This window comes from Streptomyces sp. NPDC101151 (assembly GCF_044768335.1).
Taxonomy (GTDB): Bacteria; Actinomycetota; Actinomycetes; order Streptomycetales; family Streptomycetaceae; genus Streptomyces.
Map to the genome: position 1 here is coordinate 151,081 of NZ_JBIWPP010000007.1, position 23,357 is coordinate 174,437.

General features: G+C 72.1%; 21 protein-coding genes and 1 pseudogene. 6 read left to right on the forward strand and 16 right to left on the reverse strand.

The window, feature by feature from the left end; translation table 11 throughout:
* Positions 1-13: 13 nt before the first annotated feature.
* The gene (locus tag ACIRU3_RS15905; RefSeq protein ID WP_404056516.1) at positions 14-874 is read right to left on the reverse strand and encodes an alpha/beta fold hydrolase; all 861 of its coding nucleotides are present in this window, start codon (positions 872-874) and stop codon (positions 14-16) included.
* Positions 875-1,172: 298 nt separating this feature from the next.
* Positions 1,173-1,865, reverse strand: a complete 693-nt coding sequence (locus ACIRU3_RS15910; RefSeq protein ID WP_031169316.1) for a metal-dependent transcriptional regulator — start codon at positions 1,863-1,865, stop codon at positions 1,173-1,175.
* A gap of 234 nt (positions 1,866-2,099) precedes the next feature.
* Between ACIRU3_RS15910 and ACIRU3_RS15915 the strand changes: the two genes are divergently transcribed.
* Positions 2,100-2,855, forward strand: coding sequence for an SIS domain-containing protein (locus tag ACIRU3_RS15915; RefSeq protein WP_404056518.1), 756 nt, complete (start codon positions 2,100-2,102; stop codon positions 2,853-2,855).
* Between the two features lie 38 nt (positions 2,856-2,893).
* On the opposite strand, the gene ACIRU3_RS15920 is transcribed toward ACIRU3_RS15915, so the two are convergent.
* A complete protein-coding gene (locus tag ACIRU3_RS15920; protein WP_404056916.1) occupies positions 2,894-4,333 on the reverse strand; it encodes a PAS domain-containing protein in 1,440 nt (479 codons plus the stop codon).
* 113 nt (positions 4,334-4,446) lie between these two features.
* Positions 4,447-4,908 (reverse strand): GNAT family N-acetyltransferase, encoded by a 462-nt coding sequence (locus tag ACIRU3_RS15925; protein WP_404056520.1) that lies wholly within the window; start codon positions 4,906-4,908, stop codon positions 4,447-4,449.
* Positions 4,909-5,006: 98 nt separating this feature from the next.
* Between ACIRU3_RS15925 and ACIRU3_RS15930 the strand changes: the two genes are divergently transcribed.
* Positions 5,007-5,399: a hypothetical protein gene (locus ACIRU3_RS15930; RefSeq protein WP_404056522.1), complete on the forward strand. Its 393-nt coding sequence runs from the start codon at positions 5,007-5,009 to the stop codon at positions 5,397-5,399.
* 215 nt (positions 5,400-5,614) lie between these two features.
* On the opposite strand, the gene ACIRU3_RS15935 is transcribed toward ACIRU3_RS15930, so the two are convergent.
* A complete protein-coding gene (locus tag ACIRU3_RS15935) occupies positions 5,615-6,715 on the reverse strand; it encodes a citrate synthase 2 (protein WP_404056524.1) in 1,101 nt (366 codons plus the stop codon).
* Between the two features lie 165 nt (positions 6,716-6,880).
* Here ACIRU3_RS15935 and pdxH point away from each other — a divergent pair, with 165 nt between their 5' ends.
* Entirely contained in the window at positions 6,881-7,567 is a 687-nt protein-coding gene (gene pdxH / locus ACIRU3_RS15940) for a pyridoxamine 5'-phosphate oxidase (RefSeq protein WP_404056526.1), read from the forward strand.
* Positions 7,568-7,604: 37 nt separating this feature from the next.
* Here pdxH and ACIRU3_RS15945 read toward each other — a convergent pair whose 3' ends face one another.
* The 9 genes from ACIRU3_RS15945 to ACIRU3_RS15985 form a co-directional block, all read right to left on the reverse strand.
* Complete coding sequence (locus ACIRU3_RS15945) at positions 7,605-8,636, reverse strand: isopenicillin N synthase family dioxygenase (protein WP_404056528.1); 1,032 nt, start codon at positions 8,634-8,636, stop codon at positions 7,605-7,607.
* A 207-nt stretch (positions 8,637-8,843) separates the two neighbouring features.
* The gene (locus ACIRU3_RS15950; protein ID WP_404056530.1) at positions 8,844-9,449 is read right to left on the reverse strand and encodes a TetR/AcrR family transcriptional regulator; all 606 of its coding nucleotides are present in this window, start codon (positions 9,447-9,449) and stop codon (positions 8,844-8,846) included.
* The gene (locus ACIRU3_RS15955; RefSeq protein ID WP_404056532.1) at positions 9,437-10,174 is read right to left on the reverse strand and encodes an enoyl-CoA hydratase family protein; all 738 of its coding nucleotides are present in this window, start codon (positions 10,172-10,174) and stop codon (positions 9,437-9,439) included. Before ACIRU3_RS15955 ends, ACIRU3_RS15950 begins: the two co-directional genes overlap by 13 nt.
* A complete protein-coding gene (locus tag ACIRU3_RS15960; RefSeq protein WP_404056534.1) occupies positions 10,171-11,739 on the reverse strand; it encodes a 4-coumarate--CoA ligase family protein in 1,569 nt (522 codons plus the stop codon). The genes ACIRU3_RS15955 and ACIRU3_RS15960 overlap by 4 nt, the downstream gene beginning before the upstream one ends.
* Before the next feature lie 29 nt (positions 11,740-11,768).
* Positions 11,769-12,929: an acyl-CoA dehydrogenase family protein gene (locus ACIRU3_RS15965; RefSeq protein WP_404056536.1), complete on the reverse strand. Its 1,161-nt coding sequence runs from the start codon at positions 12,927-12,929 to the stop codon at positions 11,769-11,771.
* Between the two features lie 53 nt (positions 12,930-12,982).
* A complete protein-coding gene (locus ACIRU3_RS15970) occupies positions 12,983-14,824 on the reverse strand; it encodes an acetyl/propionyl/methylcrotonyl-CoA carboxylase subunit alpha (protein WP_404056538.1) in 1,842 nt (613 codons plus the stop codon).
* Between the two features lie 5 nt (positions 14,825-14,829).
* A complete protein-coding gene (locus tag ACIRU3_RS15975) occupies positions 14,830-16,428 on the reverse strand; it encodes an acyl-CoA carboxylase subunit beta (RefSeq protein WP_404056540.1) in 1,599 nt (532 codons plus the stop codon).
* Entirely contained in the window at positions 16,425-18,101 is a 1,677-nt protein-coding gene (locus tag ACIRU3_RS15980) for an acyclic terpene utilization AtuA family protein (protein ID WP_404056542.1), read from the reverse strand. Before ACIRU3_RS15980 ends, ACIRU3_RS15975 begins: the two co-directional genes overlap by 4 nt.
* Entirely contained in the window at positions 18,098-18,892 is a 795-nt protein-coding gene (locus ACIRU3_RS15985; protein WP_404056544.1) for a TIGR03084 family metal-binding protein, read from the reverse strand. Before ACIRU3_RS15985 ends, ACIRU3_RS15980 begins: the two co-directional genes overlap by 4 nt.
* 119 nt (positions 18,893-19,011) lie before the next feature.
* Here ACIRU3_RS15985 and ACIRU3_RS15990 point away from each other — a divergent pair, with 119 nt between their 5' ends.
* The 3 genes and pseudogenes from ACIRU3_RS15990 to ACIRU3_RS16000 form a co-directional block, all read left to right on the forward strand.
* Entirely contained in the window at positions 19,012-19,857 is an 846-nt protein-coding gene (locus ACIRU3_RS15990; protein WP_404056546.1) for a helix-turn-helix domain-containing protein, read from the forward strand.
* Positions 19,858-19,906: 49 nt separating this feature from the next.
* Positions 19,907-20,083: a DUF397 domain-containing protein gene (locus tag ACIRU3_RS15995; protein WP_404056918.1), complete on the forward strand. Its 177-nt coding sequence runs from the start codon at positions 19,907-19,909 to the stop codon at positions 20,081-20,083.
* A 6-nt stretch (positions 20,084-20,089) separates the two neighbouring features.
* Positions 20,090-20,215: pseudogene (locus ACIRU3_RS16000) on the forward strand (SAM-dependent methyltransferase); the annotation flags it as partial.
* A gap of 22 nt (positions 20,216-20,237) precedes the next feature.
* On the opposite strand, the gene ACIRU3_RS16005 reads toward ACIRU3_RS16000, so the two are convergent.
* Together ACIRU3_RS16005 and ACIRU3_RS16010 are read right to left on the reverse strand one after the other, a co-directional pair.
* A complete protein-coding gene (locus ACIRU3_RS16005) occupies positions 20,238-21,179 on the reverse strand; it encodes an EamA family transporter (RefSeq protein ID WP_404056548.1) in 942 nt (313 codons plus the stop codon).
* A gap of 129 nt (positions 21,180-21,308) precedes the next feature.
* Positions 21,309-23,354, reverse strand: coding sequence for an ABC transporter ATP-binding protein (locus ACIRU3_RS16010; protein ID WP_404056550.1), 2,046 nt, complete (start codon positions 23,352-23,354; stop codon positions 21,309-21,311).
* Between the last annotated feature and the right edge of the window lie 3 nt (positions 23,355-23,357).

The following is a 23,357-nucleotide window of genomic DNA, read 5'->3' on the forward strand; positions in this document are numbered from 1 at the left end:
AGGCGAACGGCCCTCAGGCCCCGGGCACAGCCTCCAGGAACGGCTCGATCGCCGCCCGCCAAGCCCCCGGCTGGTCATAGTGAACAAGGTGCCCCGCCTCGGCGACCTCCGCATACTCGCCCCGGGGCAGCACCCGCACCATCTCCTGTGCCTCGGCCCGCCCCAGCTCGCCGTCGAGCCCGCGGACCACGAGCGCAGGACACCCGACCTGAGCCAGCTCCTCCCAGTGGGCGTCGTACACCCAGCTCTCGCGGGTCCGGAGCATCTGCTCCGGCTCGAAGACAGGGCGCCAGCCGTCGGCCGACTCGTGCATCACCTCGGCGTAGAACGCGCCGCGGGAGGGGTTCGGACGCTCCACCCAGGGATCGTCCCCGCCGAACCACTTGCGGACGTCGGCGAGGGTGGCGAAGGGGACGGGCCAGGACCGGAACCAGGCGGCCCACTCGCGCTGCGAGGTCGCGCCGAGCGCGGAGGCCCGCATGTCGCAGATGATCAGGCCGCGCACCAGGTCGGGGCGTTTCGCGGCGAGCTGCCAGGCGGTCAGGGCGCCCATGGCGTGGCCGATGAGGACGGTGGGGGCGAGGCCGAGCTGTTCGAGGGCGGCCTCGGCGTCCTCGACGTAGGCCTCCCGGGTGTAGGCGGCCTGCGGGGGCTTGTCGCTCTGGCCGTGGCCGCGCTGGTCGAGCGCGACGGCGCGGTGGCGCTCGGCGAGCCAGCGGGCGGTGGACGCCCAGTGCGAGGCGCGGCCCATCAGACCGTGGAGTAACAACACGCCCGGGGCGCCGGGCTCGGCCCCCGGTTTGGGCGGGTCCGCGTACTCCCAGGCAGCCAGGCGCACCCCGCCCGCTCCCGTCACGTCGATACGCCGTGCCATCGGCCTGGCACCCCCCAGCTCCGCCTGCCTCGTACCGGTGTACTGCCGTTGTCGCCGTCGTGCTGCCGCCGCAGACTATCGAATGCCTATTCGAAAATGCTGCCTCTGCGGACAAGACCCCTCATTCGAGTGACACCCCTCAAGGAATGATCGCCGCCGCCGAGGGGATCTTTCTGGCGGGAGGCGGACCGCTCGGGGAAAAACGGTCCGAGGGGGATGACCCTGAGAGCTCGGGGCTCCGGGTCAGAACAGGGGAGGACAGGCCCCGGCGCCACACGGCGCCGGGGCCCTCTCATGCTCAGCGCTTGGCGACGAACACATGGGAGGCGACGTCCGCCTCCAGCTCGGCCGCCTCACCGCCGCTGCCCACCAGCACCCCGCCCGCCGACTCCGTCACGCTGACCACCGAGCCGGGCTGCACACCCGCGCGGCGCAGCGTGTACATCAGCTGAGCGTCCGTCTGGATCGGCTCGCCGATGCGGCGGACGACGACCGTCTTGCCGTCCGTGCCCGGGTCCAGGTCGGCCAGCGACACCATGCTCTCGTCCAGGAACGGGTCCGCCCCGTCCTTCTCGCCCAGCTCCTCCAGGCCCGGGATGGGGTTGCCGTACGGCGACTCGGTCGGGTGCCTCAGCAGCTCCAGCACCCGGCGCTCCACGGCCTCGCTCATCACGTGCTCCCAGCGGCACGCCTCCGCGTGGACCTGCTCCCACTCCAGGCCGATCACGTCGACGAGCAGACACTCCGCCAGGCGGTGCTTGCGCATCACGCGCGTGGCCAGCCTGCGGCCCTCGTCGGTCAGCTCCAGGTGCCGGTCGCTGGCCACGGAGACCAGGCCGTCGCGCTCCATGCGCGCCACCGTCTGGCTCACCGTCGGCCCGCTCTGGTCGAGCCGCTCCGCGATGCGGGCTCGCATGGGGACGACGCCTTCCTCTTCGAGTTCGAGGATGGTGCGGAGATACATCTCCGTGGTGTCGATCAGTCCGGACATACGTGCCCCTCGATTACCTCTGCCGGAAGCTCGCCCGGCGCGTGCGCTGGCCCTGACACCAATTCTGCCGGATCCCACCGACAAGCGGGCGCCACCGCGAAAACGCGGGCGGCCGCGGGCGGCGCCGGATGCCGCGCAACGCCGCGCACCTGCACAACCCTTCGGCCGTATTGACACCGCACTGGTCCAGACCGCACGGTGATCCGCGACACGGACGCTGCGAAGGGGCACCGCATGAGCGACGGCACGCCTGCCGACCTGTTCTTCGACGCCGCCATCGGCCTGCTGCAACGGGTCCGGGAGGAGGAGGCCGAGGCGATCACCGCGGCCGGCACCCTGCTCGCCGACACCGTCGCGGCCGGCGGCCGCCTGTTCGCCTTCGGCGCCGGGCACTCCTCGCTGGCCGCCCAGGACGTCGTCTACCGCGCCGGCGGACTCGCCCTGATGAACCTGCTCGCCGTCCCCGGCGTCGTCGGCGTGGACGTCACCCCGGCCACCCTCGGCTCCGCCCTGGAACGCGTCGGCGGACTCGCCGCCGCCGTCCTGGACACCTCGCCCCTGCGCGCCGGCGACGCCCTCGTGATCATCTCCCTGTCCGGACGCAACGCCCTGCCCGTCGAGATGGCCCTCAACGCCCGCGCCCTCGGCGTGAAGGTCATCGGCGTGACGTCCGTGGCGTACGCCGCGCAGACCACGTCCCGGCATTCCTCGGACACCTTCCTGAAGGACCACTGCGACATCGTCCTGGACTCGAAGATCGCCGTCGGCGACGCCGAACTCACCCTCGACACCATCCCCGCCCCCTTCGCCCCCGCCTCGACGGTCGTCACCAGCGCCCTGATGCAGGCCGTCATGGCCACCACGGCCGCCACCCTCGCCGACCGCGGCATCGAGCCTCCGCTGCTGCGCTCGGGCAACGTGGACGGCGGCCACGACTGGAACGGGCGGGTCATGGCGGAATACGGGGACCGGATCTTCTACCGGCACTGAGGGCACCGGCCGCCGCGCGCCCCCGCGGCTCCCGGCCGTCACTCCCCCGGCTTCGGCTTCTCCCGGACCGCCTCCGCAAGATCCAGCGCAGCCGCGATCCGTACGGCCACGTCCTCCGCGTAGGCCGCGTCCGAGCGCTCGAAGCGGCTGCGGCCGGCCCCGCGCAGAAAGGTGACCACACCCAGCGTCCGGCCCCGGCTGCGCAGCACCGCACACAGGGCGTGCACCGCGTCACCGGGCCACTGCCGGGCCAGCGCCCACTCCCGCGCCCGTTCGGCCGGGATCGAGCCCGCGTCCGCGCGCACGCTTCCGGCCCGCTCGACACAGCTCAACGCCGGATGCCCCTCCTCGTAGCGCACGGGCAGCCCCGCCGCGCCCGTGAGCAGGCTGGGCCCCGGTCCCCCCGCAGGGGTGGCGGCGAGCCGCACCAGCCGCACCGGAACCGCGTCGTCGCCCTCCGCGCGCGGAGGGGCCGCCAGCCGGTCGAGCAGGGCGTGGTCGGCGAATCCGGCGAGGGCGAAGTCCAGGTGGACGGTGGCCACCTCCGCCGGGTCCTCGCACTCGGCGGCGGCACGGGCCGCGCGGTGCAGCTGATTGCCGCGGAAGCGCAGCAGGGCCGCCTCCTGCTCGCCCTGCTTGCCCTCGGTGACGTCCAGGAACAGCCAGCCGACCCCGAGCGGCACCGGCTCCTCGGCCAGCGGCGAGGCCAGCCGCACGAAGCCGCTGCGCCAGCAGCGCCGCTTCTCGCCCTCGGGCGCGCGCACGGTCACCCACATCTCGGCGGGTGCGGGCGGCGCGCCCTCGGCCAGCACATGGGTGAGCGCGCTCTCCAGCTCCTCGACGCCCTGCGCGAGCAGCTCACCGAGCGGCCGCCCGAGTGCGGACGTGCGGCCGATGCCCAGGGCCCGGGCCGCGTGCGCGTTGACGACGGCGGGCCGCAGATCGGCGTCGACGAGCACGACACCCCAGGACGCGTCCTCGAACAGCGCCTCGCTGAGCGCGATGGACCGCTCGAGATCGATCTGGGCGTGCACCTCGCTGAACGCGCAGTACACACCCGCCGGCTTCCCGTCGGGCCCACGGACGGCGGCGGACTGGGTCCGTACGAGAACCCGGCCGCCGTCCTTGGTGACCAGGGCGAACTCATGGACCTGCCGGCCCGGTGCGTGCATGGCGGACATCAGACGTGCCTGGACGTCCTCGGCGTCCGCGCTGCGTACCGCCCACCCCGCGAACCCGTGCCGGCCGACCGCCTCGGCCGCCGTCCAGCCCAGGATGCGCTCCGCCTCGCGGTTCCAGTGCGTCACCACACCATCGGCGTCGAAGGCGCACAGGGCCGCGTCCATGCCGTCCAGCAGCGCGGCGAGCAGATCGGAGCCGCCGGACTCCTCCGGCCCTTCAGGGCCGTGCGGACCCTCCGGCTCGGGCTCGTCCGGCCCCAGCTCGTCGGTGGTCCCACTCCGCCGGGAAGCACTCACCTCGACCCCCTGGACGCTGCGTCGGCGCACGTACGGCGCTCGTTTCGCTCACTGGCCTTCATTCAACTCGAACGTGACGCAGCCCACATCCTGTTCCCGCAAGATTGCAGGAATCAATGCCCGGCACCGGAGTCCGGCTCGAGCCGCAGGTCGACCCACTCGTCGCTCTGCCCGTCCAGCACATACCGGTCGATCTCCACGAACCCCTGCCGCTCGGCGAACCGCAGCCCGTCCGCGTTCACCGCCAGCACACACGTCTCGACCGCCTCGGCGCCCAGCCCGCGCGCGTGGGCGAGCCCGTTCTCGTACAGGGCCCTGCCGAAGCCGCGCCCGCGGTACTCGGGCAGCACGCGCGCGATGACGGTCGCGACGGCGTCCTCCCCGGCCGGCGGCCGCACGGTGGAGCAGCCGACGAGCACGTCCCCCAGGTACGCGTTCTCCAGCCGGTACCGCTCCCGCCGCTGCCGGGCGTCGTCCAGGGACATGGCGGCGGGCGGCACGATGACGTTGTGCACGTGGCGCCACTGTTCGAGCATGGGATCGCCGTCCACCGGCTCGATCCGAAGATCAGTCATGCGCCGCACGCTAGGGGCCCGGACGGCGGCCCGTCCACCGCATTCAGGCCGCCGGGGGCCCCGGCCGCCGGGCGCTGCGAGCGACGCGTCGTGTCGAGATGGCCGGCGACGGCGTCCCGGCTGCGCAGCAGGCACTCGATGCGCCCGGAGATCCGCTGCAGCTCGGCCTCCAGCGTGGCGATCGTCTCCGGAGTGGGGCCGGGGATGTGAATGGTCCGGGGCCCGCCGAGGCAGGGCAGAAGCTGCTTGATGACCCGCGTCGGCGGTCCGGCGTCGAGCAGCCCCCTGATCTGCAGGATCCGGTCCTCTACACGCACATCGCCGCCTTCCTCGGCACGTACGGCATGGGCGGCGACCGGAACAGCGTCCTGCTGGTGTTCGGCATCGCCTCCGTGGTGAGCATCCTCGTCCGGGAAAAACAGTTGAGCCGTTCTCGGCCGGTGCCTAGGCTGCAGAGCAAGCAGAAGGGAGGTGATCGGGTAAATGAGTGAAACCCGGACGCGCGAGGTGGCTGCGGGCTAGCGGCCTGCCACCACACCTAGTGCGGTGCCGGACCGGCGTGGGCGACAGACACGCAGCCGGCCCAATCCAGACAGTCACCCGACCCGCGAGCTCGCCGGTACGTCCGGCCGGCTCCCCCGCCGAGCAGGCGGAGGAACCGAGCTCGCGGGTCGTCTGCGTGTGCGACGGGAGACCGGACGGGGTTTCAGCGGGCGATGTCCGCGAAGCCCTCGATGTCCTGCGGGCTGCGCGTCCCCGGCCCCACATAGCGAGCGGACGGCCGCACCAGCCGACCGGTCCGCTTCTGCTCGAGAATGTGAGCCGACCAGCCCGCCGTCCGGGCGCACGTGAACATCGACGTGAACATGTGCGCCGGGACCTCCGCGAAGTCGAGCATGATCGCGGCCCAGAACTCCACGTTGGTCGCCAGCACCCGGTCCGGGCGACGGTTGTGCAGCTCCTCCAGCGCCGCCTTCTCCAGCGCCTCGGCGATCTCGAAGCGCGGGGCGCCCAGCTCGCGGGCGGTGCGGCGCAGTACGCGGGCGCGGGGGTCCTCGGCCCGGTAGACCCGGTGGCCGAAGCCCATGAGCCGTTCTCCGCGGTCCAGGGCCTTCTTCACGTACGCCTCGGCGTCACCCGTCCGCTCGATCTCCTCGATCATGCCCAGCACCCGGGAGGGGGCGCCGCCGTGCAGCGGGCCGGACATGGCACCGACCGCCCCGGACAGCGCGGCGGCGACGTCCGCGCCGGTCGAGGCGATGACCCGGGCCGTGAAGGTGGAGGCGTTCATGCCGTGTTCGGCGGCCGACGTCCAGTAGGCGTCGACGGCGGCGACGTGCTTCGGGTCGGGCTCGCCGCGCCAGCGGATCATGAACCGCTCGACGACCGACTGAGCCTTGTCGATCTCCCGCTGCGGCACCATCGGAAGCCCCTGCCCGCGCGCGGACTGGGCGACGTAGGACAGGGCCATGACGGCGGCGCGTGCGAGGTCCGCACGGGCCTGGGCCACGTCGATGTCGAGCAGCGGCTTGAGGCCCCAGACCGGGGCGAGCATGGCGAGCGCGGACTGTACGTCCACGCGGATGTCACCGGAGTGCACCGGGATGGGGAAGGGTTCGGCGGGCGGGAGTCCGGGGTTGAAGGCGCCGTCGACGAGGAGACCCCACACGTTCCCGAAGGAGACGTGTCCCACGAGGTCCTCGATGTCGACGCCGCGGTAGCGCAGGGCGCCGCCCTCCTTGTCGGGTTCGGCGATCTCCGTCTCGAACGCGACGACTCCCTCGAGCCCGGGTACGAAGTCGGACATCAGGCGGCTCCTCGTGAAAGTGTCGGCGGCGGTCACCCCCGTGATGCCCCGATCGACCGGAGGTCACCCAAACCGCGCGGGAAGCAGAACGATAACTCCGAGTGCCATGGTTGGGCAGCCCACCCGACACTGAGTGCCACGCGTTCGATGCGGCAAGATGACCGCGTGACCGACCGCGAACCCAGCCTCGACCCCCTCGTCGATCCCGCCGCGATGCGCAAGCAGTACCGGGCCCAGGGTCTCGACGAGAAGGATCTCGCCGCGCACCCGATGGACCAGTTCTCGCGCTGGTTCGAGGACGCGGCCCGGGCGGCCGTACGAGGCTCGCTCTACGAGCCCAACGCGATGGTCGTCGCCACGGCGGACCCGGCCGGCCGGCCCAGCTCCCGTACCGTCCTGATGAAGCAGTACGACACCGACGGCTTCGTCTTCTACACCAACTACGACTCGCGCAAGGCCCGTGAGCTGGCCGGCAACCCGTACATCTCGCTGCTCTTCCCCTGGCACCCGATCGCCCGCCAGGTGATCGTCACCGGTGTCGCCCGCCGCACCGACCGGGACGAGACCGCCGCGTACTTCCGCACCCGTCCGCACGGTTCCCAGCTGGGTGCCTGGGCGAGCGCGCAGTCGTCGGTGATCACGTCCCGTGACGAGCTGGACGACGCCTATGCCGCGTTGGGCGTGCGTCATCCGGAGGGTGAGCCGGTGCCGGTTCCGCCGCAGTGGGGCGGTTTCCGGATCGCGCCTCAGACCGTGGAGTTCTGGCAGGGCCGCGAGAACCGCATGCACGACCGGCTGCGGTACGTGGCCCGGCCCGACGGCGCCTGGGACGTGGAGCGGCTGAGCCCCTGAGGCTCCGCCCCGCGGTGTGCACGTCCGCGGCCGCCCCTCACGCCGCGGTCAGCAGGTTCGCGTGGTGCCGCTCCGCCACCAGTGGGTGCGCCCTCAGCTTGCCCTTGAGCTCGTTGTAGCCGTACTCGGCGAACAGGGGGTTGGCCGGGTCGGTGGTGATGCCGGGGGCGATCGGGGCGTGCGGGAACGGGAGGGGCTCGATCCTGGCGTCCAGGCGGGGGTTGTAGAAGAAGGGGACCGAGAAGCGTTCGGTGGCCCCGGACGGGCTGATCACCCGGTGGTTGGTGGCGAGCAGGTAGCCGTTGGTCGCCACTTCCAGGAGTTCGCCGAGATTGACGACGAAGGCGCCGTCCAGCGGGGGCACGTCGTGGAAGAGGCCGTCCTCGCGCTGGACCTGGAGCCCGCCGACCGTGTCCTGCAGGAGCAGGGTGAGGAAGCCGTAGTCCTTGTGGGCGCCGACGCCCTGGTCGGTGCCGTCACCGGCGCTGCCCGGGTAGCGCACGAGCTTGAGGTGCGGGTGGGCGTGCCGGCCGAACACCGGGTCGTAGAAGTCGGCGGGGGCGCCGATGGCGGTCAGGAGTTCGTGCAGGAGGCGCTGGGCGACCGCACTGAGCTTGTCGATCCAGGCCAGGGCTGCGGTGCGCAGCTCGGGGAGGGCGGCCGGCCACTGGTTGGGGCCCTCCAGCCACCAGTACGGCGGCTCGCCACGGCCGGGGACGTGGGCGGGGCGTTCGGCGCCTATGTCGAGCTGGTCGCGCCAGTCGCGGGCGCCGCGGGTGCGCTCGTCGCCGGTGCGCGTGTAGCCGCGGAAGTGCGGGGAGTTGACGTTGTCGAGAGCCAGCCGGTCGGCCTCGGGGAGGTCGAAGAAGGCGCGCATGGCCAGGAGCAGCGCGTCGGTCTCCGCCCGCGTCACGCCGTGCCCGACGAGCTGGAAGAAACCGACGTCGTGGGCGGCGCTGTGCAACTGGGCGTGGAGCAGGTCACGGGCCCGGGGGCCGCGGTCGGCGGCCGACAGGTCGATGATCGGGAGCTGGTCGTACGACGGGGTCGTCGCGATGTGCGTCGTCATGGATGCGTCCACAGGGTGTGTGGGCCACGGGCAGGCCGCCGAGGGTAGGGCGGCGCCCAGAATGCCGTAAGAAGAGGGAGAAAAGGGGCTGATTTCAGGCCGAAAGCCGACAGCCCATGCTCGTGACGCGCACGTAGTCCACGTGGCGGCGTCGAACGAGCATCGGAAGCATGGGCCCAAGGGTAACGCGCCCCCGCGGCAACCCCCTCAGCCCAGGGCGGCCTCCAGCAGCACGGCCCACTGGGCCACGACCCGCCGGCGGCGGGCGGTGTCGTCGGTGAGGAGGTTGGCGAGGCCGAGGCCGCGGGCCATGTCGAGCAGGCCCTGGACGGTCTCCCGGACGCCGGGGCGGGACTCCTCGGCGCCGAGCAGCTCGACGGCGATGCGGTGGGTCTCGCGGCCGACGCGGGCCTCCAGCTCGGTCACGCGCGGGCGCAGCTGCTCCTCGTCGCTGGCGGCGACCCACAGGTGGAGGGCGGCGCGGAAGAGGGGGCCGGTGTAGAGGTCGACCAGGGCGGAGACGACGGCGCGGCGGTCCGCGGCGCCCTCGGGGAACAGCTCGCGCAGCGCGCTGGAGCGCTCTTCGGCGACGTACTCGACGGCGGCGGTGAACAGGTCCTCGCGGGTCGGGAAGTGGTGCTGCGCGGCGCCGCGGGAGACCCCGGCGCGCTCGGCGACGACGGCGACCGTGGAGCCCGCCCAGCCGTGCTCGGCCAGGCAGGCCACGGCGGCCTCCAGGAGCCGTTGCCGGGTGGCCCGGCTGCGGTCCTGCTTGGGTACGCGGTCCCGTTCCGCCGTACTCACACCACCCATGCCGCATCCCGTCTTTCCAGGAAGGCCGTCATCCCCTCCCGGGCCTGGGCGGAGGAGAACAGCCGGGCCGAGAGCGCGGTCAGCTCCGCCGCGTCCCGGTCGAACGTCTCCAGCACCCTAGCCGTGAGCAGCTGTTTCGTCTCGGCCAGGGCGTTCGGGCAGGAGCGGCGCAGGCCGTCGAGGACGGGGGCGAGGGCCTCGTCCACGTCGTCGGCGGTGACGGTGAGCAGGCCGAGGCGTACGGCCTCGGCGGGGTCGAAGCGTTCGCCGGTGAGGTAGTAGCGGGCCAGGGCGCGGGGGTCGGTGCGCGGGATCACCGGCAGGGAGATCACGGCGGGGGCGACACCGATGCGGACCTCGGTGAAGGCGAAGGTGGCCGGGGTGGAGGCGGCCGCGAGGTCGCAGGCGGCCAGGAGGCCGAGGCCGCCGGCGCGGACGTGTCCGGTGACCCGGGCGACCACGGGTTTGGGCAGCTCCACGATCTGCCGGAGCAGGCCCACGAAGGCGTCCGGGTCCGGTGGGTCGCGCAGGTCGGCGCCGGCGCAGAAGGTGGTGCCGGTGTGGGTGAGGACGACCGCGCGGACGTCCGGGTCCTTCCCGCAGTCGGTCAGTGCCTCGGCGAGCCGGCCGAGGAGGGCGGCGGACAGGGCGTTGCGGGTGTCGGTGGAATCCAGGCTGAGGGTTTCCACGGCACGCGCGCGCGTGCGTCCGATCAGTGTGGTCATGTGTGCTCCCTGAGCTGCCGTCGCAGGATCTTCCCGGAGGCGGCGCGGGGCACGCCCTTGATGAAGGTGACCTTGCGGACGCGTTTGTAGGGCGCGACGCGTTCGGCGACGTACAGCATGATCTCGTTGTCGCTCAGGTCGTCGGCGGTGGGCTGGCGGACGACGAAGGCGTGCGGGACCTCGTTGCCGTCGTCGTTGTAGGCGCCGACGACGGCCGCGTCGGCGATACCGGGGTGGGCGAGCAGCAGGGCCTCCAGTTCGGCGGGAGCCACCTGGAAGCCCTTGTACTTGATGAGTTCCTTCACGCGGTCGACGACGAAGAGCCAGCCGTCCGCGTCGACGTGGCCGACGTCTCCGGTGTGCAGCCAGCCCTCGCTGTCGATCATGGCGGCGGTGGCGTCGGGACGGCCGAGGTAGCCCTTCATGACCTGCAGGCCGCGGATCAGGATCTCGCCCGGCTCGCCGGTGCCGAGGTCCTTGCCGGGGTCGTCGAGGGAGACGATCCGCATCTCGGTGCCGGCGATGAGCTTGCCGACCGTGCCGGCGGGCGCCTGGTGCAGGGCGTCCAGCGGGACGACGTGGGTGCCGGGCGACAGTTCGGTCATGCCGTAGGCCTGGCCGATCGGGGGCAGGCCGAGCCGCTCGGCGCAGGCGGCGGCGAGCTGGGCGTCCAGCGGGGCGGCGGCGCTGATGACGTACTTCAGGGAGGAGAGGTCGTAGCGGGCGACGGCCGGGTGTTTGGCGAGGGCGAGGACGATCGGCGGGGCGACGTACAGGCCGGTGATGCGGTGGTTCTCGATGGCGGCGAGGAAGGTCTCCAGGTCGAAGCGGGGCAGGACGACGACCGTGGCGCCCTTGCGCAGGGGCGCGTTCATCAGGGCGGTGAGGCCGTAGATGTGGAAGAACGGCAGTACGGCGAGGATGCGGTCGCCGGGGCCCGCCGGGACGGGGGCCTCCAGCTGGGCGAGATTGGTGGCGATCTGCCGGTGGGTGAGCATCACACCCTTGGGGATGCCGGTGGTGCCGGAGGAGTACGGCAGCGCGGCGACGTCCTCGGCCGGGTCGAAGTCGATCTCCGGCTCGGGGGCGGCGGAGGCGAGCATGTCGATCAGCGAACGGTGCCCGGACGCGCTGTCGCAGACGAATATCTCCCGTATCCCACCGGCGAGTTCGGCGGAACGGCGGGCGGACTCCAGCAGCGGGGAGACGGTGACGATCCAGCGGGCGCCGCTGTCGCCGAGCTGCTTGGCGAACTCCTCCGGGGTGGCGAGCGGGTGCACGGTGGTGACGGAGGCACCCGCGCGCGTGGCCGCGTAGAAGGCGGTCGGGAAGGCGATCGTGTTGGGGCTGTGCAGGGCGAGGACGTCGCCCTTGCGCACGCCCGCGTCGGCGAGGGCGGCGGCCAGTCGCCGGTGGAACCGGTCCACCTGCTCGTACGTGAGGGTGGTGCCGTCCGTGCCGTCGATGAGGGCCGGCAGGCCGCCGAATTCGGCGGCACGGCCCAGGACGGCCTCGTGGATGGGGAGTTCTACGGGCGGAACGTCTGCGTACGCGCTGCGGAACACGGTTCCTCCAAGCGGCTGCCGGTGCCGGCCTAGTACGACTTGGGCAGGCCCAGGGTCTGGTGGGAGACGTAGTTGAGAATCATCTCCCGGCTCACCGGAGCAATACGAGCCACGCGTGCGGCCGTTATCAACGAGGCGAGTCCGAACTCGCGCGTGAGGCCGTTGCCGCCGAGCGTGTGCACGGCCTGGTCGACGGCCCGCACACAGGCCTCGCCCGCGGCGTACTTGGCCATGTTGGCGGCCTCGCCCGCACCGACGTCGTCGCCGGCGTCGTACAGATGCGCCGCCTTCTGCATCATCAGCCGGGCCAGTTCCAGGTCGATGTGCGCCTGCGCCAGGGGGTGGGCGATCGCCTGGTGGGCTCCGATGGGGGCCTTCCAGACGGTACGGTCGCGGGCGTACTCGAGGGCCTTGGAGAGTGCGTACCGGCCCATGCCGATCGCGAAGGCCGCGGTCATGATGCGCTCGGGGTTGAGCCCGGCGAACAGCTGCAGCAGGCCCGCGTCCTCGTCGCCGACCAAGGCGTCGGCGGGCAGCCGTACGTCGTCCAGGACCAGCTCGAACTGCTTCTCGGCGGCGTTGAGTTCCATGTCGATGGGATGCCGCTGGAAGCCCTCGGCGTCCGTCGGGACGATGAACAGGCAGGGCTTGAGGCGCCCGGTGCGGGCGTCCTCGGTGCGGCCGACGATGAGGACGGCGTCCGCCATGTCGACACCGGAGATGAAGACCTTGCGGCCGGTGAGGAGCCAGTCGGTGCCGTCCCTGCGGGCCGTGGTGGTGATGCGGTGGGAGTTGGAGCCGGCGTCGGGTTCGGTGATGCCGAAGGCCATGAGGCGGGTGCCGTCGGCGAGCCCCGGGAGCCAGGCACGCTTCTGCTCCTCCGTGCCGAAGCGGGAGATGACCGTGCCGCAGATCGCGGGTGAGACCACGAGCATCAGGAGGGGTGAGCCTGCCGCTCCCAACTCCTCCAGAACGATGGAGAGTTCGGCAATACCTCCGCCTCCGCCTCCGTACTCCTCCGGGAGGTTGACGCCGAGATAGCCCAGCTTGCCCGCCTCGGACCAGAGTTCTGCGGGATGGCGGCCTTCTGCCACGGTGCGGGCTATGTAGTCGCGGCCGTAGCGCTTGCCCAGGGCGGCCACTGCGGCCCGTAGTGCGTTGTGCTCTTCGGACTCGATGAGGGTGGTCATGCGATCCTCCGCGTGCGGCTTGTGTGTGGTTGCTCGCGCAGTTCCCCGCGCCCCTAGGTTTCCTGCACCACCGCCAGCAACATTCCTGGCTCCACCTGCTGTCCCGGTGTGACGTGCAGGGCGCTGAGCGTTCCGGTGACCGGAGCCGAGATCTGGTGCTGCATCTTCATCGCCTCCAGCCAGACAAGGGGCTGTCCGGCCTGTACTGCGGTGCCCTCCTCCAGGCCCTCGGCGATGCGTACGACCGTGCCCGGCATCGGGGCCAGCAGGGACCCGGGGGCGAGTTGGGCGGTCGGGTCGGGGAAGCGGGGCAGGGCGGTGAGGGCGGTGCCGTTGACGTGGACCCGGTCGCCGTAGCGCGCGACGTCGAACCGCCGCCGCACGCCGTCCGCTTCGAGTACGACCAGACGCGCGTCGGCGTGCACGACCCGCACTCCGTCGGCCGTGAGGCCCTGCCGGGTGTGCCGGTAGTGGACCTCGTGCTCCTGCCCGGCCATCTCGTACCGCTTGACCTGCGGCTGCGACGGCAGGTTGCGCCAGGCGCCGAAGCGGGAGCGGCCGTGGGCGTCGGCCAGGGCCGCGGCCAGGGGGGCGTAGGGAGCGGGAGCGGGCTCGGTGAGTCCGGCGAGGTGGCGGTCGTAGAAGCCGGTGTCCATGCGGGCGTCGGCGAACTCGGCGTGCCGCAGGGAGCGCACCAGCAGCTCCCGGTTGGTGACCGGGCCGTGGAGCGCGGCCCGGTCCAGTGCGCCCGCCAGCTTGCGGACCGCCTCCGCGCGCGTGGGGGCGTGCGCGACGACCTTGGCGAGCATCGGGTCGTAGTGGACGCCGATGGTGTCGCCGTCGGTGTAGCCGGTGTCGAGGCGGACGCCCGCGGGTACGGCCAGGCGGTGCAGGGTGCCGGTCTGCGGGGCCCAGTCGTGGGCGGGGTCCTCGGCGTACAGGCGGGCCTCCACGGCGTGGCCACGGGCGCGGGGCGGGTCGGCCGGGAGCGGGTGGCCCTCGGCGACGCGGAGCTGTTCGGCGACCAGATCGAGGCCGAAGACGGCCTCGGTCACGGGGTGTTCGACCTGGAGGCGGGTGTTCATCTCCAGGAAGTGCGCCCTGCCGTCGGCGACGAGGAACTCCACCGTTCCCGCCCCCACGTAGGACACGGCTTCCGCCGCGCGTACGGCCAGCGTGTACAGCTCGTCGGTGAGCCCGGACGCCAGTCCCGGCGCCGGGGCCTCCTCGATCACCTTCTGGTGTCGGCGCTGGAGGGAGCAGTCGCGGGTGCCGAGCGTCCAGACCGTGCCGTGGGCGTCGGCGAGGATCTGCACCTCGACGTGACGGCCGTGCTCGATGTACGGCTCGACGAAGATCTCGCCGTCGCCGAAGGCGCTCGCGGCCTCGGCTCCGGCGCCCTCCAGCGCGGCCCGCAGCTCCTCCAGACGGCGCACGATCCGCATCCCGCGCCCGCCGCCGCCCGCGGCCGCTTTCACCAGCACCGGCAGGTCGGCCTCGGTGACCTCGCCCAGGGGCGCGATCCCCATCAGCTCCTTGGCGCGCGTCTTGGACGCCATCGCCTCGATCGCCTCCGGAGGCGGCCCGATCCAGAGCAGGCCGGCGTCGAGGACGGCACGGGCGAACTCGGGGTTCTCGGAGAGGAAGCCGTACCCGGGGTGCACGGCGTCCGCGCCGGCGGCCAGCGCCGCCTTCACGATCAGGTCGCCGCGCAGGTACGTCTCGGCGGGCGTCGCGCCCGGGAGCCGTACGGCCGTGTCGGCCACGCGCGCGTGGAGCGCGTTCTCGTCCGCGTCCGAGTGCACGGCGACGGTCCGGATGCCCAGCTCGCCGCAGGTGCGGAAGATCCGGCAGGCGATCTCGCCCCGGTTGGCCACCAGCAGAGTCGTAATCATGAGCCTCACATCCGGAAGACGCCGAAGCCGCCGCGCGCGCCCTCGTAGGGGGCGGTGTGGATCGCGGACAGGCACAGGCCGAGGACGGTGCGGGTGTCGCGCGGGTCGATGACGCCGTCGTCGTACAGCCGCCCGGACAGGAACATCGGCAGCGACTCGGACTCGATCTGCTGCTCCACCATCGCGCGCAGGGCCGCGTCCGCGTCGTCGTCGTACGGCTGTCCCTTCGCGGCGGCCGACTGCCGGGCGACGATCGACAGCACGCCCGCGAGCTGCTGCGGGCCCATGACGGCCGACTTGGCGCTGGGCCAGGCGAACAGGAAGCGGGGGTCGTAGGCCCGCCCGCACATGCCGTAGTGCCCGGCGCCGTACGACGCCCCCATGAGGACCGACAGATGCGGGACCCTGCTGTTGCTGACCGCGTTGATCATCATCGCGCCGTGCTTGATGATGCCGCCCTGCTCGTACTCCCTGCCGACCATGTAGCCGGTGGTGTTGTGCAGGAAGAGGAGCGGGATGTCCCGCTGGTTGGCCAGCTGGATGAACTGGGCGGCCTTCTGCGACTCCTCGCTGAAGAGGACCCCCTGGGCGTTCGCCAGGATGCCGACCGGGTAGCCGTGCAGGGACGCCCAGCCGGTCGCCAGGCTCGTCCCGTACAGCGGCTTGAACTCGTCGAAGTCGGAGGCGTCGACCAGGCGGGCGATGACCTCGCGCGGGTCGAACGGGATCTTCAGGTCGCCCGGGACGATGCCGAGCAGTTCCTCCGGGTCGTACTCGGGCGGGGCCGCCGGGCCCGGATCCTCGTACGCCTTGCGGTGGTTGAGGCGGGCCACGACCCGACGCGCCTGCCTCAGCGCGTCCTGCTCGTCCACGGCGAAGTAGTCGGCGAGGCCCGACACGCGCGCGTGCATCTCCGCGCCGCCCAGGGACTCGTCGTCGCTCTCCTCGCCGGTCGCCATCTTCACCAGCGGCGGCCCGCCGAGGAACACCTTCGCCCGCTCCTTGACCATGATCACGTGGTCGGACATGCCGGGGACGTACGCCCCGCCGGCGGTGGAGTTGCCGAAGACGACGGCGACGGTCGGGATGCCGGCGGCGGACAGCCGGGTCAGATCCCGGAAGATGGCGCCTCCGGGGATGAAGATCTCCTTCTGGGAGGGCAGGTCGGCGCCCCCGGACTCGACCAGGCTGATGCAGGGCAGCCGGTTGGCGAGCGCGATGTCGTTGGCGCGCAGGGCCTTCTTCAGGCTCCAGGGGTTGCTGGCACCGCCGCGCACGGTCGGGTCGTTGGCGGTGATCAGGCACTCCACGCCCTCGACCACGCCGATCCCGGTGACCAGGGAGGCACCGACCGTGTAGTCGCTGCCCCAGGCGGCCAGCGGGGACAGCTCCAGGAACGGGGTGTCCGGGTCGAGGAGCAGCTCGATGCGCTCGCGGGCGAGCAGCTTGCCGCGCCCCCGGTGCCGCTGGATGTACTTCTCGCCGCCGCCGGCGAGCGCCTTGGCGTGCTCGGTCTCCAGGTCGTCGAGCTTGGCGAGCATGGCCTCGCGGCTCGCCCGGTGCTCGGGGCCGTTGCTGTCCAGGGCGGAGGAAAGGACCGTCACAGGAGGGCCTCCGGTATGTCCAGGTGGCGGGAGCGCAGCCATTCGCCGAGGGCCTTGGCCTGCGGGTCGAAGCGGTGCTGGGCGGCGACGCCCGCGCCGAGGATGCCCGTCACGACGAAGTTGAGGGCGCGGAGGTTCGGGAGCACGTGCCGGGTGACGGGCAGGTCGCGGCTCTCGGGGATCAGCTCCCGGAACCGGTCGGCGGTGAGCGTGTGGGCGAGCCATCGCCAGGCCTCGTCGGAGCGCGCCCACACCCCCACGTTGGCGCTCCCGCCCTTGTCCCCGCTGCGGGCCCCGGCGACGAGGCCGAGGGGGGCACGGCGGACGGGTCCCGGCGGGAGGGGCTCGGGGAGCGATGGCTGTGGCAGGTCTTCGGTGACGAGGGTGTCGTGGGCCGGTGCCACGGGCATCCGGCGCCCGTCATGGAGGACCGCCATATGGTCGACGGCACCATGGGGTACGTACACATCCTCGAAGACCCCATAGGGCGCGCCCTTTCCGGGCGGCGCCAGGACATGGAACCCGGGGTAGCTGGCCAGCGCCAGTTCGATGGCGGCTCCGCTCAGCGCGCGCCCGACCACCTGCTGGTCCGGGTCCCGTACGACGAGCCGCAGCAGGGCGCCGGCCGTCTCCTCGGTGTCCGCGTCGGCCCGGTCGGTGCGGACCAGGTCCCACCGCACCTCGGCGGGCGGCGACTTGGCGAGCGCGTCGGCCAGCTGCTCCCGTACGAGGTCCGCCTTGGCCTCGATGTCGAGTCCGGTGAGGACGAAGGCGACCTCGTTGCGGAAGCCGCCGATCCGGTTGAGCCCGACCTTGAGCGTCGGCGGCGGAGCCTCCCCGCGTACGCCCTCGATCCGCACCCGGTCCGGCCCCTCCTGGCTCAGTCGTACGGTGTCCAGCCGGGCCGTGACGTCGGGGCCGAGGTAGCGGCCGCCGCCGGTCTCGTAGAGCAGCTGCGCGGTGACCGTGCCGACGTCGACGAAGCCGCCGGTGCCGGCGTGCTTGGTGATGACGCTGGTGCCGTCCGCGTGGATCTCGGCGAGCGGGAAGCCCGGGCGGCGCACGTCCCCCTCGCCGAAGAAGGAGTAGTTCCCGCCGGTCGCCTGTGTCCCGCACTCCAGTACGTGTCCGGCCACGACGGCACCGGCGAGGCGGTCGTACTCCCCGGGCTGCCAGCCGAAGTGGGCGGCGGCCGGCCCGGTGACGAGCGCCGCGTCGGTCACCCGGCCGGTGATCACGACATCGGCGCCGGCCCGCAGGCACTCGGCGATACCGAACCCGCCGAGGTAGGCGTGCGCGGCGAGGGCGCCCGGGTGGGCGGCGGTCAGGTCGTCGCCCTCGACATGCGCGATGCGTACGGGGATGCCCAGCCGGTCGGCCAACTGCCGTACGGCGTCCGCGAGTCCGGCCGGATTCAGACCGCCCGCGTTGGTGACTATCCGCACCCCGCGCTGATGGGCGAGACCCAGGCAGTCCTCCAGCTGGCGCAGGAAGGTGCGGGCGTAGCCTGCGGCCGGGTCCTTCAGGCGGTCGCGGCCGAGGATGAGCATGGTGAGTTCGGCGAGGTAGTCACCGGTGAGGACGTCGACCTCGCCGCCGGTGAGCATCTCGCGCAGGGCGGCGGCGCGGTCGCCGTAGAAGCCGGAGAAGTTGCCGATGCGCAGGACCGTCATGCCGGGTCCGCCTTCGGCGGGCGACCGGTGCCGGGCGGCCCGGCGAAGGCCTGGGCGATGTCCAGCCAGCGGTCGGCGTCCGGGCCCACGGCCGTCAGGGCGAGGTCGGCGCGGTGCGCGCGCTGGGTGACCAGGAGGCAGAAGTCCAGGGCGGTGCCGGAGACGCGCTGAGCGGCCTCCTCGGAACCGTACGCCCACAACTCGCCCGAGGGCGCCGTCAGTTCCACGCGGAACTCGTCGGCCGGCGGGGTGAGTCCGTGCACCCCGAAGGCGAAGTCGCGGGTCCGCACCCCGAGCCGGGCCACATGCCGGATCCGGTCGGTGGGCGGCCGCACCACACCGAGGGCGTCGGCGACATCCAGTGCGTGGGCCCAGGTCTCCATGAGCCGGGCGGTGGCCATGGAGGCGGTGGACATGGGCGGGCCGTACCAGGGGAAGCGGGCGCCCGGTGATGCTGTGCGCAGGGCGCGGTCGAGCGCGGTGCGTCCCGTCCGCCACATCGACAGCAGTTCCGTGACCGGGAGTCGCGCCCCCTCCTCCGCCCCCTCGTCCACGAACGAGTCGGGGGCGGCGAGCGCCTTCTCGACCAGCGCCTGGAAGCCGTCGGCGTCGGTGACGGACAGCAGCGCAGAGTGGTCGGTCCAGGCGAGGTGCGCGATCTGGTGAGCGACGGTCCAGCCGGGCGCGGGGGTGGAAAGAGCCCATTGTCCGGGGCTCAACTCGGCCACGAGCAGATCGAGTTCATCGCTCTCGGCACGCAGGTCGTCGATGACGGGCGTCGGGTCGGCCATGAGGGGGAGCATGGCAGCGGGGACAGAAACAATCAAGCACGCTTGCATGAATTTGTTTTCCACAACCCGTCACCCGATCGACGGCAGCTCGCTACTCTCGGTGATCGGAGGTGATCGGCATGCGAAGCCGTGAGCTCGACCCGAGCGCGTCGCCCTTGGACTACTACGGCTATGAGCTGCGCAGGGCCCGGGAGGCGGCGGGGCTCACCTTGGCGCAGCTCGGATCGGCCGTCTTCTGCACGGGGTCATTGATCGGCCAGATCGAGACGGCGGCGAGGGTGCCCCAGCGGGACTTCTCCGAACGCTTGGACGCGGCGCTGGGGACGGACGGGTTGTTCTCACGGCTGGTGGGGCTGGTGCTGCGGAACCAGTTGCCCAGTTGGTTTCAGCCGTTCGCCGAGTTGGAGGCGAAGGCGACAAGCATCTCCACCTATCAGGCGCAGGTGGTGTACGGCCTTCTCCAGACGCCCAGGTACGCGCGAGCGGTACTGGACGCTGGCTTGACGGAGAGGCTGGACGAGCAGGTGGCGGCACGGCTGGAGCGGCAGCGGATCCTTACGCGGGAGCAGCCGCCGCTGGTATGGGTGGTGCTGGACGAGGTCGTCCTGCACAGGCCGTTCGGCGGCCGGGAGGTCATGCGGGAGCAGCTCATGCACCTGTTGTCCTTCCAGGGCAGCCGGGAGGTGCGTGTGCAGGTGCTGCCGCTGGGTGTGGGCCAACATCCGGCTACAGCAGGAGGGTTTACGGTGATGCGCTTCGACGATCACGCCGACATCACGTACTCCGAGAACTACGACTCAGGGTTCATGACCGCCAATTCGAGCATCGCCAAGGACTGTTGGCATCGTTACGATCATCTTCAGGCCGCAGCCCTCTCCATCGAGGACTCAGCCGAGCTGATCGCTCGCGTACGGGAGGAACGCTATGCAGAGAAGCCGGGACCTGCCGGAAGCCCCGTGGCGTAAGTCGTCGTACAGCGGCGACACGGGCGGCCAGTGCGTTGAGTGCGCACCTTTGGGCACAGCCACCTGGCATAAGTCCTCCTACAGCGGAGGAACCGGAGGCGAATGCCTTGAGGTCGCCGACCTCAAGCCCCACATAGCCATCCGCGACTCCAAGAACCAGCATGGCCCCGCACTCCTCTTCCCCGCCGGCGCCTGGTCCGTCTTCGTGGAGTCGGTCAAGCACTGACCGGCGCCGGCGGAGCTGAATCCGATGGCCCGGCTCGCGGGGCTGCGGCTGCGCGAGCGGTGGGACGGCTGGACCCGGGAGCCGTTCACCGGCGAGAGCCGGCAGCACGTGTCGGTGTGGGAGAAGCCGGCCGGCCGACGCCGAGCCCGATCGGCTACTGACCCTCGGCCGGAAGGGGCGGCACCTTCCCCCGTCCCACCTGGGTGCGCACCGCGCCGATGCTCGCCGCGATGACCAGGGCGATCGCCGCGGCCTCCGTGCCGGACAGGGCCTGGTCCAGGATGAAGAATCCGGCCGTGGCGGCGATGGCCGGTTCGAGGCTCATGAGGACGGCGAAGGTGTGGGCGGGCAGGCGGCGCAGGGCCAGGAGTTCGAGGGTGTAGGGCAGCACCGAGGAGAGCAGGGCCACCGCGGAGCCGAGCGCGACGGTGGTGGGGTCGAGGAGACGGGTGCCCGCCTCGGCGATGCCCAGGGGGAGGAAGAGCAGGGCCGCCACCGCCATGGCGAGGGCGAGTCCGTCCGCCTGCGGGAAGCGGCGGCCCGTACGGGCGCTGAAGACGATATAGGCCGCCCACATGGCGCCGGCCCCCAGGGCGAAGGCGACGCCTAGGGGGTCGAGGTCGCTGAAGCCTCCGCCGCCGAGCAGGAAGACGCCCGCGAGAGCAAGACCCGCCCACAGGGCGTTGACCGCGCGGCGGGACGCCAGGACGGACAGGGCCAGCGGGCCGAGGACTTCGAGGGTGACCGCGGGGCCCAGCGGGATACGGGCGACCGCCTCGTAGAAGAGGCCGTTCATCGCGCCCATGGTGATGCCGAAGACGACCACCGTGCCCCAGTCGGTGCGCGAGTGGCCGCGCAGCCGGGGACGGCAGACCAGCAGGAGGACCACCGCCGCCGCGAGGAGCCGCAGGGTGACGACGCCGAGCGCGCCGGCCCTCGGCATCAGGGTGACCGCGAGCGCCCCGCCGAACTGGACCGAGATGCCGCCGGCCAGCACCAGCCCTACGGGCCCGAACGAGCCGAAGCGGCGCGGGGCGCCCCCGGTGGATGCGGGCGCATGCTGCGTCGAGGGGGCGGTGGCGCTGGGGGTGCTCACGGGCGGTCCTGGGGGCTGGCTCGGATCAGATCTTGTTCATCTCGATGTACTACCGAGTCCAGGGTAATAGACTCCGTCAGGAGTGTGAACCCTTTATGTAACTGTCCTGGATGGTGAGATGCGGCGCGGTCACATGCCGGTCCAGGGCTCCTCGTCCCGGAACAGGGGGCGGCCGTCGGGAAGTGTGGCGGGGACCGGCACATGGGCCTCGTACACAGGCTGGGGCCAGACGGTGGTTTCGGCGCCGTACGGGCTGTCGCCGGACGAGCCGTAGCCGTACGGGCCGTAGCCGTACGGGCCGTGGCCGGGCGCGTACTCGTACACCGGCGCGGGCGGCGGTGCGGGCGGCTGTGCCTCCTCGAACAGCGGCAGACGCAGCTCGCCGGTGTCCATGGACGCGTTGTTCTGCGAGCGGTGCAGGCGCGCGTAGGCCCCGCCCCGCGCGAGCAGTTCCTCGTGGCGGCCCGTCTCGACGATGCGCCCGCGGTCCACGACGAGGATGCGGTCGGCGTCCGGGGCGAGGTTGAGGTCGTGGGTGATCATGATCGTCGTACGGCCCGTCATCAGCCGGCGCAGCGGCTTGACCACCCGGCGGGCGGCCATGGCGTCCAGGCCGGTCGTCGGCTCGTCCAGCACCAGGACCGGAGCGTCGCGCAGAATCGCACGGGCGACGGCGAGGCGCTGGAGCTGGCCGCCGGACAGCCGGGCCGAGTTGGGGTCGACCCCGGTGTCGTAGCCCTCGGGGAGCCGGACGATGAAGTCGTGCGCGTCGGCCGCCCGCGCGGCCTCCTCGATCGCCCGGTCGCTGGCGCCGGGCCGGCCGCAGGCAATGTTGGCGCGGACCGTGTCGTGCAGCACCAGGGTCTCCTGCGGGAGCAGCGTCACGTACTCGCGCAGGCGGGCCAGCGGGAAGTCGCGCAGGGGTACGCCGTCCAGCAGGATCTCGCCGGCGTCCGGGTCGTAGAAGCGGAGCAGGAGCTTGGAGACCGTGGACTTTCCGGCACCGCTCGGACCGGTGATGATCACCAGTTCGCCGGGACTGACGGTGAAGGACAGGCCTTCGAGGGCCGTCCCCTCGGCGCCCGGGTAGCGGAAGGTGACGTCCCGGACCTCGACCGTGCCGTCCGGGCGGCCGGTCTCCGGGCCCTGCCGTGGGTCGGTGACCGAAGGCCTCACGTCCAGGATCTCGATCAGCCGCTCGGCGCCCGCCGTGGCCGCGGTGACCGTGAGCCCGAGCTGGGCCAGGCCCCGCACCGGCGGGTAGAGGTAGCCGAGAAACGCGGCGAAGGCGAGGAGCTGGCCGAGCGTCATCCGGCCGGTGGAGATCTCCCAGGCGCCGATGCCGATCACGGCGAGCACGCAGACCGTCTCGATGACCTGGACGAGCTGCTCATAGGCCTCGTTGAGCCGGGTCGAGCGGACGGAGGCGCGGAACCAGGCGTTCGCCTCCTCGCGCAGCCGCCGGCGCTCGGCGTCCCGGCGGCCGTAGGCCTGGGTGAGCACGATGTTGCCGAGGGACTCCTCGACGACGGAGGTGATCGCGCCGTCGGCGACCCGGCCCTCGCGGGAGACGTCCTTGATGGAACCGGAGAAGCGGCGGGCGGCCAGCCAGAACAGGGGGGCGAGGACGAAGGTGGCGGCGGCCAGGTCCCAGCGCAGCCAGAACGCGGCGGCCGCGTAGAAGAGGGCGGAGAAGACCGCCGAGGCGGCGCCCACGAGACCGGACACGACCATCGTCTCGATCGCTTCGACGTCGCTGGTCAGACGGGAGAGCAGATCGCCCTGGCGGTGGCGCTGGAAGAAGTGCGGGGGCAGCTGCTGCACATGGTCGAAGACATGCTCGCGCAGCCGCATCACAAAGCGCTCGGTCGCCCACGCGGCGAGGGAGTTGCCCGCGTACGCGACCAGCGCGCCGACCACGGCAATGCCCAGCCACTGCACGGCCGGACTCCAGAACGCGCCGAGCGAACCCTGCTGCAGGGCATGGTCGGTGAGGTCGCTGAAGAGCAGGATCGCCTCGGTCTCCGCGAGCGCGGCAAGCACCGTGCACACCCAGACGAGGAGCAGCCAGCGGCGCAGTCCCCTGGTCAGCGGCCAGAAACGGCGGAACGCGGTGCGGGCGGGAATGGTCGGGGTGTCCTCGTATTCGAGTTCCGCACCCTCATCGATTTCCATATT

Coding starts and splice junctions, on each gene's coding strand:
- ACIRU3_RS15970 (WP_404056538.1), bottom strand. CDS start 14,824: ATGATTACGACTCTGCTGGTGGCCAACCGGGGCGAGATCGCCTGCCGG.
- ACIRU3_RS15990 (WP_404056546.1), top strand. CDS start 19,012: ATGCGAAGCCGTGAGCTCGACCCGAGCGCGTCGCCCTTGGACTACTAC.
- ACIRU3_RS15965 (WP_404056536.1), bottom strand. CDS start 12,929: ATGACCACCCTCATCGAGTCCGAAGAGCACAACGCACTACGGGCCGCA.
- ACIRU3_RS15950 (WP_404056530.1), bottom strand. CDS start 9,449: ATGGGTGGTGTGAGTACGGCGGAACGGGACCGCGTACCCAAGCAGGAC.
- ACIRU3_RS15935 (WP_404056524.1), bottom strand. CDS start 6,715: ATGTCCGACTTCGTACCCGGGCTCGAGGGAGTCGTCGCGTTCGAGACG.
- ACIRU3_RS15925 (WP_404056520.1), bottom strand. CDS start 4,908: ATGACTGATCTTCGGATCGAGCCGGTGGACGGCGATCCCATGCTCGAA.
- ACIRU3_RS15910 (WP_031169316.1), bottom strand. CDS start 1,865: ATGTCCGGACTGATCGACACCACGGAGATGTATCTCCGCACCATCCTC.
- ACIRU3_RS15945 (WP_404056528.1), bottom strand. CDS start 8,636: ATGACGACGCACATCGCGACGACCCCGTCGTACGACCAGCTCCCGATC.
- ACIRU3_RS15980 (WP_404056542.1), bottom strand. CDS start 18,101: ATGACGGTCCTGCGCATCGGCAACTTCTCCGGCTTCTACGGCGACCGC.
- ACIRU3_RS15905 (WP_404056516.1), bottom strand. CDS start 874: ATGGCACGGCGTATCGACGTGACGGGAGCGGGCGGGGTGCGCCTGGCT.
- ACIRU3_RS15955 (WP_404056532.1), bottom strand. CDS start 10,174: ATGACCACACTGATCGGACGCACGCGCGCGCGTGCCGTGGAAACCCTC.
- ACIRU3_RS15985 (WP_404056544.1), bottom strand. CDS start 18,892: ATGGCCGACCCGACGCCCGTCATCGACGACCTGCGTGCCGAGAGCGAT.
- ACIRU3_RS16010 (WP_404056550.1), bottom strand. CDS start 23,354: ATGGAAATCGATGAGGGTGCGGAACTCGAATACGAGGACACCCCGACC.
- ACIRU3_RS15915 (WP_404056518.1), top strand. CDS start 2,100: ATGAGCGACGGCACGCCTGCCGACCTGTTCTTCGACGCCGCCATCGGC.
- ACIRU3_RS15930 (WP_404056522.1), top strand. CDS start 5,007: ATGGCCGGCGACGGCGTCCCGGCTGCGCAGCAGGCACTCGATGCGCCC.